Source organism: Kitasatospora sp. MY 5-36 (assembly GCF_001182915.1).
Classification (GTDB): Bacteria; Actinomycetota; Actinomycetes; order Streptomycetales; family Streptomycetaceae; genus Kitasatospora.
Genome location: NZ_LFVW01000387.1, coordinates 1 through 11,292, shown reverse-complemented (window position 1 = coordinate 11,292; position 11,292 = coordinate 1). Strand labels below are relative to the sequence as shown.

General features: G+C 73.4%; 12 protein-coding genes and 1 pseudogene. 5 read left to right on the top strand and 8 right to left on the bottom strand.

What is annotated here, in order from left to right; genetic code table 11:
* The 3 genes from AE652_RS49280 to mca form a co-directional block, all read right to left on the bottom strand.
* Positions 1 to 1,096 (bottom strand): sensor histidine kinase (locus AE652_RS49280; protein ID WP_159028537.1); only part of this gene is annotated, 1,096 nt, incomplete at its 3' end.
* A gap of 162 nt (positions 1,097 to 1,258) precedes the next feature.
* A complete protein-coding gene (locus AE652_RS23595; RefSeq protein ID WP_049654716.1) occupies positions 1,259 to 1,450 on the bottom strand; it encodes a hypothetical protein in 192 nt (63 codons plus the stop codon).
* Positions 1,451 to 1,499: 49 nt separating this feature from the next.
* The gene (gene mca, locus AE652_RS23590) at positions 1,500 to 2,405 is read right to left on the bottom strand and encodes a mycothiol conjugate amidase Mca (RefSeq protein ID WP_049654715.1); all 906 of its coding nucleotides are present in this window, start codon (positions 2,403 to 2,405) and stop codon (positions 1,500 to 1,502) included.
* Positions 2,406 to 2,649: 244 nt separating this feature from the next.
* On the opposite strand from mca, the gene AE652_RS23585 reads away from it, so the two are divergent.
* Both AE652_RS23585 and greA read left to right on the top strand, forming a co-directional pair.
* Positions 2,650 to 3,063 carry a DUF4307 domain-containing protein gene (locus tag AE652_RS23585; protein WP_049654714.1) on the top strand — a complete coding sequence of 138 codons (414 nt, stop codon included), beginning with the start codon at positions 2,650 to 2,652 and terminating at the stop codon, positions 3,061 to 3,063.
* Positions 3,064 to 3,451: 388 nt separating this feature from the next.
* Positions 3,452 to 3,952, top strand: a complete 501-nt coding sequence (greA, locus tag AE652_RS23580) for a transcription elongation factor GreA (protein ID WP_049654713.1) — start codon at positions 3,452 to 3,454, stop codon at positions 3,950 to 3,952.
* A 161-nt stretch (positions 3,953 to 4,113) separates the two neighbouring features.
* Here greA and AE652_RS23575 read toward each other — a convergent pair whose 3' ends face one another.
* From AE652_RS23575 to ilvA, 3 genes are all read right to left on the bottom strand, one after another.
* A complete protein-coding gene (locus AE652_RS23575; protein WP_049654712.1) occupies positions 4,114 to 4,971 on the bottom strand; it encodes an ABC transporter permease in 858 nt (285 codons plus the stop codon).
* A 1-nt stretch (position 4,972) separates the two neighbouring features.
* On the bottom strand, positions 4,973 to 6,031 hold the full coding sequence (locus AE652_RS23570) for an ATP-binding cassette domain-containing protein (RefSeq protein WP_049654710.1): 1,059 nt from the start codon (positions 6,029 to 6,031) through the stop codon (positions 4,973 to 4,975).
* Between the two features lie 153 nt (positions 6,032 to 6,184).
* Complete coding sequence (gene ilvA / locus AE652_RS23565; protein WP_049654709.1) at positions 6,185 to 7,399, bottom strand: threonine ammonia-lyase; 1,215 nt, start codon at positions 7,397 to 7,399, stop codon at positions 6,185 to 6,187.
* 122 nt (positions 7,400 to 7,521) lie between these two features.
* Here ilvA and AE652_RS23560 point away from each other — a divergent pair, with 122 nt between their 5' ends.
* Entirely contained in the window at positions 7,522 to 8,007 is a 486-nt protein-coding gene (locus tag AE652_RS23560) for a MarR family winged helix-turn-helix transcriptional regulator (protein ID WP_049654708.1), read from the top strand.
* Between the two features lie 23 nt (positions 8,008 to 8,030).
* Here AE652_RS23560 and AE652_RS23555 read toward each other — a convergent pair whose 3' ends face one another.
* A complete protein-coding gene (locus tag AE652_RS23555; RefSeq protein WP_049654707.1) occupies positions 8,031 to 9,185 on the bottom strand; it encodes a cystathionine gamma-synthase in 1,155 nt (384 codons plus the stop codon).
* Positions 9,186 to 9,461: 276 nt separating this feature from the next.
* Between AE652_RS23555 and msrA the strand changes: the two genes are divergently transcribed.
* Both msrA and AE652_RS23545 read left to right on the top strand, forming a co-directional pair.
* Entirely contained in the window at positions 9,462 to 10,127 is a 666-nt protein-coding gene (gene msrA / locus AE652_RS23550) for a peptide-methionine (S)-S-oxide reductase MsrA (protein WP_049654705.1), read from the top strand.
* Positions 10,128 to 10,296: 169 nt separating this feature from the next.
* The gene (locus tag AE652_RS23545) at positions 10,297 to 10,659 is read left to right on the top strand and encodes a cupin domain-containing protein (protein ID WP_049654704.1); all 363 of its coding nucleotides are present in this window, start codon (positions 10,297 to 10,299) and stop codon (positions 10,657 to 10,659) included.
* Between the two features lie 58 nt (positions 10,660 to 10,717).
* On the opposite strand, the pseudogene AE652_RS23540 reads toward AE652_RS23545, so the two are convergent.
* A pseudogene (locus AE652_RS23540) lies at positions 10,718 to 11,292 on the bottom strand (hypothetical protein); the annotation flags it as partial.

Below are 11,292 nucleotides of genomic sequence, written 5' to 3'. Positions count from 1 at the left end.
CGGTGACCGTGACGCGCAACGCCGGCCGCCCGCCGCACCGGTCCGGGCCGACCTCGATCGCCACCTCCCGGGCCCCGGGCGCGTGCCGTCGGACGTTCGTCAGCGCCTCCACCACCAGCCGGTAGCCGAGCCCGCTGATCGCCGCCGGCACCGCCGCCAGTTCGGCCTCCGCGGGGGCCTCCAGCCGCACCCGCGCGGAGCCGCTGCGGGTGAACCGCTCGGCCAGCGCGGGCAGTTCGCTCAGGTCACGGCGCAGACTGCGCGCACCGGCTCCCCCCGCCGCCGCCCGCCCCGCGCCCCGGTCGGCCGTCGCAACCGCCCCGGACCCGCGCGGCTCCGGATCGGCGTCGTCCGCCGTGAAGACCTGGACGGTCCGGTCCATGGTGACCAGTGCCTGCCGGCCGGCCGCCTCGATCCCCGCCAGCAGCTCGACCACCCGCCCCGGGTCCTTCTGGGCCAGCACCTGCGCGGCCTGGGCCAGCACCACCACCCCGGTGACGTCGTGCGCGGCGAAGTCGTGCAGGTCTCGGGCCAGGTCCAGGCGCTGCGCCCGCCGCTCGGCCACCACCGCCGCCCGCGCGCGGGTGTCCATCGAGCGCAGGTAGCGGCCGACCCCGACCACCACGCAGGCCAGCAGGGCCGAGCCCAGGCAGAGTTTGACGGTCACCACGGGCGGGGCCGGCGGCTCGGCCCAGAGGGCGATCCGCAGCGGCAGCAGCGCCACCGCCGCCACCAGCAGCGTGCCGTGGCCGAAGGCGGCGGCCGGGGACAGCCTGCGCACCGCGGGGACGACCGGCACGAGCAGCGCGACGGCCTCCAGCAGCCACCACAACTCGATGCCGCCGGACGCCGGCCCCCGGTAGCCTGCCGTCACCAGCAGCGACACCGCGCAGGCGGCCAGCACCGAGGGGCCCACCGCGCCGACCCGCCCCGGGGCCCAGAGCACCGGGAACAGCCCGGCCACCACCGCCACCGCGCCGGAGCCGACGATCAGCAGCCCCGGGTCCCCCGACCCGGCCAGCGCGGCCGCCAGCACCCCCGCCGCCGCCGTTCCGTACCCCGCCCTGCGCACCACGGTGTGCCACGACCACGTCATGGTTCGGGATCCTACGAAGCCTGACGGCCCGCCAGGACGGCTTCACCGAAGACGGACCCCGCGGACGCTTCACCGAAGGCGGGCCCGCGGACGGCTCTCACCTCAGACGGGCCCCAGCCGGTTCCGGAGAAGGCCGGCCCCCACGGGGGACCGGCCGACGGCTCACTCCTTCGGGCCCTCCGGCTCCTCGACGAAGTCGACCTTCTTGAACTGCCGGTTCATCGACTTGGCCAGGAACCAGGTCGCGACGCCGAGGGCGGCGAAGACGACGAAGCCGAGGAGGCCGGGGGTGACCTTGGCGTCGTCGACGGCGAGGTCAGCGGCGAGATTGACGAGGTTCACGGAGGCGCTCATATCTCTATGGTGGCCCGGCTCACGGGGAGCCGGGCCATCGGGGGGTGGTTCAGTCGCGCGTGTCGGCGGCCTCGGCCGCCAGTGTGGGGGTGCGCAGGCCGGCGAACAGGTCGTCCTCCGGCAGGTCGACGTCGACCAGGGTACGGGCGAGCTCGTAGTCCTCGGTGGGCCAGACCTCGCGCTGGACCTCCAGCGGGACGCGGAACCACGGGCCGTCCGGGTCGATCTGGGTCGCGTGGGCGATCAGCGCGCGGTCGCGGGTCTCGAACCAGTCGCCGCAGCGGACCCGGGTGGTGATCTCGCGCTCCTTGCGGCCGCTCTTCTCCCAGCCCTCGATCCACTCGCCGTACGGCGACTCGTGGCCGTGCTCGGTGAGGTACTCGTGCAGGGCCCGGATGCGGCCCATCGGGAAGCCGTGGTTGTAGTACAGCTTCAGCGGCTGCCAGGGCTCGCCGGCCTCCGGGTAGGCGTCCGGGTCACCCGCGGCGTCGAAGGCCAGCATGGTGATCTTGTGGGTCATGATGTGGTCCGGGTGCGGGTAGCCGCCGTTCTCGTCGTAGGTCGTGATGACCTGCGGCTTGAACTCGCGGATCAGCCGGACCAGCGGCTCCGCCGCCGCCTCGACGTCCTGGAGGGCGAAGCAGCCCTCGGGCAGCGGGGGCAGCGGGTCCCCCTCGGGCAGCCCGGAGTCGACGAAGCCCAGCCAGGCCTGGTCGACGCCGAGGATCGCCCGCGCCTCGTCCATCTCCTTGCGGCGCACCTCGTGGATGTTCTCCTCGATGTACGGGTCCCCCTGGAGCTTGGGGTTGAGGACCGACCCGCGCTCGCCCCCCGTGCAGGTGGCCACCAGCACGTCCACGCCCTGCTCGACGTACATGGCCATGGTGGCCGCGCCCTTGCTGGACTCGTCGTCCGGGTGGGCGTGCACCGCCATCAGTCGCAACTGCTCAGTCAACGCCTTGCGTTCCTTCCACACTTGTCGGGCGTTCCGCGAAGTCCGGGTCTGCCCACCGTACGAACCGCTCACTCCGGGACCGCGTCGCCGCGGGGCCGGGCCGCGGATCGTCGCCGGCGCGGCCGAGCCCTGCCCCCGCCGGACCGGCCGCGGGCGTGCCCCTCCTATAGTGACGGACTGGAGGAGCGTCGCATTCCCCCGCACCACCCCGGGCGGCCCCTCCCCCAGGAGAGGACGGAGTCCGATGAGTGCAGACACCACCGCCACCGCACCGCCCGAGGGGCGCTACGGCCGTGGCGGCGACCGCGACTCGGACCGCCGCCTGAAGGTGATCGGCGCGGTCTGCGGCGTGCTGGGCCTCGGCCTGATCGCCTGGCTGGGCGGCTCCTACATGCTGCGCGAGTCGAAGATCAACGGCTCGGTGCCGACCTTCGAGGTGCTCTCCGACTCCGAGGTCCAGCTGCACCTCACCGTGCGCAAGAGCAGCGGGCAGGCCGGCAGCTGCACGGTCCGCTCGCAGGGCGACGACCACGGGGTGGTCGGGGTGGCCGACTTCCCCGTCCCGGCGGCCGGCTCCAGCTACGACGCGGTGGTCACCCTGCGCACCACCTCGCGCGGCACCACCGCCGAGCTGCTGGGCTGCACCCCCGCCAAGTAGCGCGCCCCCGCCGAGTAGCGCACCCGCGCCGGGTGGCGCAGCCCGATCGAACAGCGCACCCCGACCGCGCAACGCGCCCCGGGCGGGCGGCGCGCCCGGGCCGAGTAGCGCACCCCGACCGGGGCGGCGCGCATATTCGATCCGGAGAACGGGCATCCGTAGAGGGTCCCGCACCCGGTTGCTGTACACCTCGGCGTAACGCCGCCGTCAATGGCGCGCAAACGCCCCTCCCGCTTGTCAGCAGGACTTGTTAGGCTCGTGGTTTCGCCCCTTCCGCACCGGATGGTACGGGAGCGGGCGTTGCTTTGTAGTTGAGACCGATATCACCACCGACCCCTGCTGACGACTCACACCCTCAGCACAGCCCCAGCACCTACGAGGAGCACCCGTGACCCAGACCAGTGAGAACGTGACCTGGCTCACTCAGGCCGGCTACGACCAGCTCAAGGCCGAGCTGGACCACCTGACCGGGCCCTGGCGCATCGAGATCGCCCAGAAGATCGAGGCGGCGCGCGAGGAGGGGGACCTCAAGGAGAACGCCGGCTACCACGCGGCGAAGGAGGAGCAGGGCAAGTACGAGCTGCGGATCCGTCAGCTCACCCAGCTGCTGGAGCGCGCCAAGGTCGGCGAGGCGCCGGCCGACTCGGGCATGGTGGCCCCGGGCATGGTCGTCACGGTCGCCTTCGACGGCGACGAGGACGACCTCATGGAGTTCCTGCTCGCCTCCCGCGAGGTCGCGGGCTCGGACGAGCTGGACGTCTACTCGCCGCAGTCCCCGCTGGGCCGCGCGATCGACGGCAAGCGGATCGGTGACGAGGCCACCTACGAGCTGCCGAACGGCAAGCCGGCCATGGTGAAGATCGTCAAGGTCGTGCCGCACGCCGGCTGATCCGGCCGCGCCACGACACGGGGGCGGCCGCGGGAGTCAGGGACTTCCGCGGCCGCCCTCCGGCGTTCCGGGCGGGGCCGGGCACGGGACCCGATAGCCCAAGGACCCGATCAGCCCCGGGGCCCGACCAACCCAGAGGTCCGATCAGCCCCGGGGCCCGGTCAGGCGGTGGAGGAGCGGTACTTGCGCACCGCCAGCCAGGAGAACACCGCGGTGATCACGATCGACCACAGCACCGACACCAGCGCCGCGTGCTGCATCGGCCAGGCGCTGTCCACCGGCCCGACCTGGTTGCCGAACAGCACCCGGCAGGCCTGCACGGTGGCGCTGAACGGGTTCCAGTACGCGATCCCCTGGAGCCAGCCCGGCATCGAGGTGACCGGCACGAAGGCGTTGGAGACGAAGGTCAGCGGGAACAGCCAGATCAGCCCGGCCGAGGTGGCCGCCTCGGGGCTGCGCACCGACAGACCGATCAGCGCGCCGATCCAGGAGAAGGCGTAGCCGAGCAGGAGCAGCAGGCCGAAGGCGCCGAGCGCCTTGAGCACGCCCTCGTGGATCCGCCAGCCGACCAGCAGCGCGACCACCGCCAGCACGACCAGGGTGAACGCGGTCTGGCACAGGTCCGCGAGGGTGCGGCCGACGAGCACCGCGGAGCGGGCCATCGGCAGCGAGCGGAACCGGTCCACCAGCCCCTTGCTCATGTCCTCCGCGATGCCCGCCGAGGCGCCGGCGACGGCGAAGGTGACGGTCTGGGCGAAGATTCCGGCCATCAGGTACTGGATGTACGTGTCCGAGCTGGAGTCGGTGCCGGGGATCTTGATCGCCCCGCCCATCACGTACGAGAACAGCAGCACGAACATGACCGGCTGCATCAGCCCGAAGACCACGATCTCCGGGATGCGGGTCATCCGGCGCAGGTTGCGCTTGGCGACCACCCAGGAGTCGTGCAGGGAGGCGGCGATCCCCCGGCGCTGCCTGGGTATCGCCGGTCCGATGGCGTGCTCGGTGGCGGTGGTCATCTCAGCTCTCCTTCCCGGCCGCGACGGCCCGCTTGTCCGGCCCCGGGCCGTCCGGGCCGCCCTTCCCCCTGCCCCGGCCGCGCGCCCCGGCGTCGGCGCCGTCCTCCTCCTCGGGCCGCTCCTCGGCGACGTGGCCGGTGAGGGTGAGGAAGACGTCGTCCAGGGTCGGGCGGCGCAGCCCGATGTCGTCCATCTCGATCCCGCGGGAGTCGAGTTCGCGGATCGCGTCGGCGAGCACCCGGGCGCCGCCGCTGACCGGCACGGTGATCCGGCGGGTGTTCTTCTCCACCGTCGGCTCGCTCAGCGCGTAGCGGGACAGCGCGGCGACCGCGTCGCCGACCAGGCCGGGCTCGTGCACCACGACCACGATCCGCTCGCCGCCGATCTGCGCCTTGAGCTGGTCGGCGGTGCCGCGGGCGATCACCCGGCCGTGGTTGACCACCGCGATGTCGTGGGCGAGCCGGTCGGCCTCCTCCAGGTACTGGGTGGTGAGCAGCAGCGTGGTGCCCTGCTCGACCAGCGTCTCGATGACCTCCCAGAGCGCGAGCCGGTTGCGCGGGTCGAGGCCGGTGGTCGGCTCGTCCAGGAACATCACCGGCGGGCGGACGACCAGCGCGGCGGCGAGGTCCAGGCGTCGGCGCATGCCGCCGGAGTAGGTCTTGGCGGTGCGGTCCTTGGCCTCGGTGAGGCTGAACCACTCCAGCAGCTCCAGCGCGCGGGCCTTCGCGGCGCGGTTGCTCATCTGGTACAGCTCGCCGACCATGGTGAGGTTCTCGAAGCCGGTCAGGTACTCGTCGACCGCCGCGTACTGGCCGGACAGGCCGATCAGGCTGCGGACCTGGTTGGGGTGCTTGAGCACGTCGACCCCGGCGACCACCGCGCGGCCGGAGTCGGGGCGGAGCAGGGTGGTGAGGACCCGCACGGTGGTGGTCTTCCCGGCGCCGTTCGGGCCGAGCAGCCCGAGCACCGTTCCCTCGGGGACGTCGAGGCTGACGCCGTCCAGGGCTCGTACGTCGCCGAAGGTCTTCACCAGGTTCTCGGCTTGGATGGCTGGCGCCATGGCCTTGCCTCATCTCCTCGGACGTATGGGGCGATCTGTCCCACTTTGCCCCGAATTTGGGCACACGGGCGACTCGATTCTCGGCCCGTGGGACTCGAACGCGATGTATCGCGAGTCTCCCAGCACGCGATATATCGCGTCAAGGGTGGGAGCTCAGCCGGCGACCACCACGTACCCCGCGTCCCGCAACTCCCCGACCACCAGCGCGCAGTGCTCCGGCCCCTTGGTCTCCAGGTGCAGGTCCACCTCGACCTCGGTCAGCCCCAGCCGCGGGTCGGTCCGCACGTGCGCCACGTCCAGCACGTTGGCGTCCACCCTGGTCAGCACGCCCAACAGGTCCGCCAGCGCGCCCGGCTTGTCCGCCAGCCGCACCCGCAGCGACAGGTAGCGCCCGGCCGCCGCCAGCCCGTGCCGCAGCACCCGCTGCATCAGCTGCGGGTCGATGTTGCCGCCGGACAGCACCGCCACCACCGGCCCCTCGAAGGAGTCCGGCCGCTCCAGCAGCGCCGCGATCGGGGCCGCCCCGGCCGGCTCGACCACCAGCTTCAGCCGCTCCAGCCCGAGCAGCAGCGCCCGCGACAGCGCGTCCTCGGAGACCGTCCGGACGCCGTCCGCCAGCGTGTTGACCACCTCGAACGGGATGTCGCCGGGGCGCCCGACCATGATCCCGTCCGCCATGGTGGCGAAGTGCTCCAGCGACACCGGGCGCCCCGCCGCCAGCGAGGGCGGGTACGCGGCGGCGCCGGCCGCCTGCACCCCGACCACCCGCACGTCCGGCCGCAGCGGCTTGACCGCCGCCGCGATCCCGGCCAGCAGCCCGCCGCCGCCCACCCCGACCAGGATGGTCCGCACCTCCGGGCACTGCTCCAGGATCTCCAGCCCGACGGTCGCCTGGCCGGTGACCACGTCCCAGTGGTCGAAGGGGTGGATGAACACCGCGCCGGTCGCCTCCGCGTACCGCTGCGCGGCCTGCAGGGCCTCGTCCACGGTGGCCCCGTGCAGCCGCACCTCGGCGCCGTACTCCCGGGTGGCCGCGACCTTCGGCAGCGGCGCCGCGACCGGCATGAACACCGTGGAGCGCACGCCCAGCAGCGCGGCCGCCAGCGCCACCCCCTGGGCGTGGTTCCCCGCGCTCGCCGCCACCACCCCGCCGGCCCGCTGCACCGGCGAGAGTCCCGCGATCCGCACGTACGCCCCGCGCAGCTTGAAGGACCCGGTGCGCTGGAGGTTCTCGCACTTCAGGTGGACCGGCGCGCCGATCAGCCCGGAGAGGTGCCGGCTGCCCTCCATCGGAGTCACCCGGGCGACCCCGGCGAGCATCTTCTGGGCGCCGCGGACGTCGTCGAGGGTGATCGGCCAGGTGTGCATGGCGCCAGGGTACGGGGACGGGGAGAGGCAATCCGGCATGCCGGGCCTGTTCCCGGGCCCGCCCGGCCCGCGTACGCTGCTGCTTCTGAGTCTCTCTCACCGCACGACGATCGTGAGCCGCGATGACGACGACCTCGCCCCAGGCCACCGACCGCACCGACCCCGTGCACACCCAACTCCAGTACCAGCTCGCGGTGTTCGCGCGCCGAATGGAACAGGTCCGGACCTCCGGCGGCGGCGGGGTCGGGGTGCTGGACCGGGCCGCCTACCTGCTGCTCGACCGGCTGGAGCGGCACGGGCCGGCCAACGTCAAGGCGCTGGCCGAGGCGCTGGGCGTGGACTCCTCCACGGTGACCCGCCAGGTCGCCCCGCTGGTCGCGGCCGGGCTGGTCGGCCGGGTGCAGGACCCGGCCGACCGCCGTGCCGTACGGCTCGCGCTGACCTCGCACGGCGTCGGCCGGCTCACCGAAGTCCGGGACGGCCGGGCCGAGTTGACCCGCCGCCTGGTGGCCGGCTGGCCGCCGGAGGAACAGCGCGCGTTCTGCGCCCTGCTGGCCCGCTTCAACCTCGCGATGGAGTCGTACACGGCGGACCAGCAGGGGCAGTGAGGGGCCTCGGGCCCCCAACCGGCTCAGCCCAGCGCCTGCTTGAGGTCGGCCAGCAGGTCGTCGATCGACTCGATGCCGACCGAGACGCGCACCAGGTCGGACGGCACCTCCAGCGCCGAACCGGCCACCGAGGCGTGGGTCATCCGGCCCGGGTGCTCGATCAGCGACTCGACGCCGCCGAGCGACTCGCCGAGGGTGAACAGCTGCGCGCGGTTGCAGACCTCGACGGCCGCCTCCTCGCCGCCGGCGACCCGGAACGAGACCATGCCGCCGAAGGCCTTCATCTGCTTGGCCGCGATGTCGTGGCCGGGGTGCTCGGGCAGGCCCGGGTAGAGCACCTGGCTGACCTTCGGGTGGCTCGCCAGCAGCTCGGCGACCTTCTCCGCGTTGGCGCTGTGCCGGTCCATCCGGACACCCAGCGTCTTGATGCCGCGCAGCACCAGCCAGGCGTCGAACGGGCCGGAGACGGCACCCATCGCGTTCTGGTGGTACGCGACCTCCTCGCCGAGGCCCGCCTCGGCCAGCACCAGCGCACCGCCGACCACGTCCGAGTGGCCGCCCATGTACTTGGTGGTGGAGTGCACGACCGCGTCCGCGCCGAGCGCGATCGGCTGCTGGAGGTACGGGCTGGCGAAGGTGTTGTCGACCACCAGCAGCGCGCCGGCGCCGTGCGCGATCTCGGCGAGCGCGGTGAGGTCGGTGATGCCCAGCAGCGGGTTGGACGGGGTCTCCACCCACACCGCGCGGGTGTTGGGGCGCAGCGCCTCGCGGACGGTGGCCAGGTCCTGGGTGTTGGCGACGGAGAACTCGACGCCCCAGCGGGTCAGCACCTTGGCGAACAGCCGGAAGGTGCCGCCGTAGGCGTCGTTGGGGATGACGATGTGGTCGCCCGGCTTGAGGATGGTCCGCAGCAGGGTGTCCTCGGCGGCCAGGCCGGAGGCGAAGGCGAGGCCGCGGGCGCCGCCCTCCAGTGCCGCGAGGCACTCCTCCAGCGCGGTGCGGGTCGGGTTGGCGCTGCGGCTGTACTCGTAGCCGCCCCGCAGGCCGCCCACCCCGTCCTGCTTGTAGGTGGACACCTGGTAGATCGGCGTGACGACAGCCCCGGTCTGGGGGTCTGCTTCCTGACCCGCGTGGATGGCGAGAGTCTCGAAGCCCTGAGGAAGCTGGTGCTCGGTCATGGGTCCGAGCCTAGTGTGCGAATGCCGCCAAGCCCGCACGAACCGGGAACCGGGACGAACCCGCAGGTCGGAGCGGGGGCGCGGCGGGCCGGAACCCCGGTGCGCCGAACCCCGGGGCCGCCGCGACCTCCACCGGTCGCACACGTGTTCACCATGCGAAAAGCGCGCGGCGGGCCCGCCCGGCCCCCGCGCGGAACGGACGGCCGCTCCCGGAATCCGGGAGCGGCCGTCCGCGTTGGACACTGCGCCAGGTTTCCCGACCCGCTGGAGCAGGCCGTGCTGTTCAACCGCCACAAGACCTCGCTGGTCCCCGCCGACCAGGCGCTGCCCGGCCGGCCCACCCCGGCCTTCACCCTGACCGAGCCGCACACCGTGCTCGGGCACCCGCTGTCCGGCCCGTACCCGGAGGGCCTGGAGGTGGCCGACTTCGGGCTGGGCTGCTTCTGGGGCGCCGAACGCGCCTTCTGGCGGCTGCCCGGCGTCTGGACGACGCTGGTCGGCTACCAGGGCGGCCACACCCCGAACCCGACGTACGAGGAGGTGTGCAGCGGGCTGACCGGGCACACCGAGGCGGTCCGGGTGGTGTACGACCCGGCGGTGATCCCGTACGAGCGGCTGCTGAAGACCTTCTGGGAGGCGCACGACCCGACCCAGGGCAACCGCCAGGGCAACGACGTGGGCACCCAGTACCGCTCCGCCGTCTACACCCACTCCCCCGCCCAGGCCGAGGCCGCGGTGGCCACCCGGGACGCCTTCCAGCCCTCGCTGACCGCGCTCGGTTACGGCCCGGTCACCACCGAGATCGCCCCGGCCGGCCCGTTCTTCCCGGCCGAGCCGTACCACCAGCAGTACCTGTCGGAGGCCAAGAACCCCAACGGCTACTGCGGTCTCGGCGGTACCGGCGCCTCCTGCCCGATCGGCGTGGCCCGCACCCGGGACTGACCTCCGGCCCCGGGGCGCCCCTCGGACCGCCCCGGCCCGCCCGACCCCGCCCCGGGATCGACCACCCAACGTGACCGATCCCCGATCCGGGCGCAGACTGGAAGGGCCAGCAGGGCCGGCCCGGCCACCCACTGGCGGCCGGGCGGTCCTCGCGGGAGAGGAGTGCGCCATGTCCGGTCTCTACCAGCGGAACTTCGACGATCCCGAGGAAGTCCGCCCCTTCGAGGAGGGCACGGGGGAACTGCGGCTGGTCAACCTGGACGGCGGCCCGGTGGGCCGGGCCGTGTTCGAGCCGGGTTGGCAGTGGTCCAAGCACGTGAAGCCGATCGCCGGGACCGAGAGCTGCCAGGCCGCCCACGCCGGGTACGTGCTCTCCGGCCGGATGAGGATCGTCATGGACGGCGGCCAGGAGGCCGAAGTGGGCCCCGGCGACTTCATGCTCTGCCCGCCCGGGCACGACGCCTGGACCGTCGGTGACGAGCCCTGCGTGATCGTCGACTGGCAGGGCTTCGCGGACTACGCGAAGCGGTGAGCGGAGCTGTGAGCGGAGCTGTGAGCAGACCTGCGGGCGGACCTGCGGGCGGACCGGGTCACAGCTGCTGCGGGGCCCGCTCGTCGGCGCCGTCGGCGGTGGTGCCCGGCAGCTCCGCCAGGAGCCTGCCCTCGGAGTCGTACGCCGCGATCGCCGGGCTCGCCGGACGCCGGTGGGCGGCCGGATCCGCCTCCGGCAGCGGCGGCAGCACCACGTAGTAGCCGATCCACCGCTGCATTCCGACGGTGCTGACCAGGGTGGCGACGGTCGCCCTGCCCCCCGTGAACGCGACGATCCTCGCCGGGGCGACCGGGCCCAGGTAGAAGCTCGCGACGATGAAGCGGTCGCGGTCGCCGTGCGACTGGGCGTAGAGGGCGGGTCTGTCGTGCTCCAGGTTGTCGCTGCGCACGTCCCGGCAGTCCGTGCCGGAGTCGGAGCCGTCCGGCTGGTAGTTGTCGCACTTCTCGAATGGGCTGACCCACATCCGGGCGCCGGCCGCCATCTCGATGCGCTGCCCCGGGCCGACCTGCCGTACCGGCGAGAGCGGCAGCGGCGTGGCGGTGGCCGTGGGGCTCGGCGTGGCGGTGGGCGTGGGGCTCGGGACGGCGACGGGGCTGAACGCCGCCCCCGCCT

Excerpts from the sequence above, each read along its gene's own strand:
- AE652_RS23560 (WP_049654708.1), top strand. The coding sequence starts at position 7,522 with ATGACGACGACCTCGCCCCAGGCCACCGACCGCACCGACCCCGTGCAC.
- AE652_RS23585 (WP_049654714.1), top strand. The coding sequence starts at position 2,650 with ATGAGTGCAGACACCACCGCCACCGCACCGCCCGAGGGGCGCTACGGC.
- AE652_RS23555 (WP_049654707.1), bottom strand. The coding sequence starts at position 9,185 with ATGACCGAGCACCAGCTTCCTCAGGGCTTCGAGACTCTCGCCATCCAC.
- AE652_RS23575 (WP_049654712.1), bottom strand. The coding sequence starts at position 4,971 with ATGACCACCGCCACCGAGCACGCCATCGGACCGGCGATACCCAGGCAG.
- AE652_RS23545 (WP_049654704.1), top strand. The coding sequence starts at position 10,297 with ATGTCCGGTCTCTACCAGCGGAACTTCGACGATCCCGAGGAAGTCCGC.
- ilvA (WP_049654709.1), bottom strand. The coding sequence starts at position 7,399 with ATGCACACCTGGCCGATCACCCTCGACGACGTCCGCGGCGCCCAGAAG.
- AE652_RS23595 (WP_049654716.1), bottom strand. The coding sequence starts at position 1,450 with ATGAGCGCCTCCGTGAACCTCGTCAATCTCGCCGCTGACCTCGCCGTC.
- AE652_RS23570 (WP_049654710.1), bottom strand. The coding sequence starts at position 6,031 with ATGGCGCCAGCCATCCAAGCCGAGAACCTGGTGAAGACCTTCGGCGAC.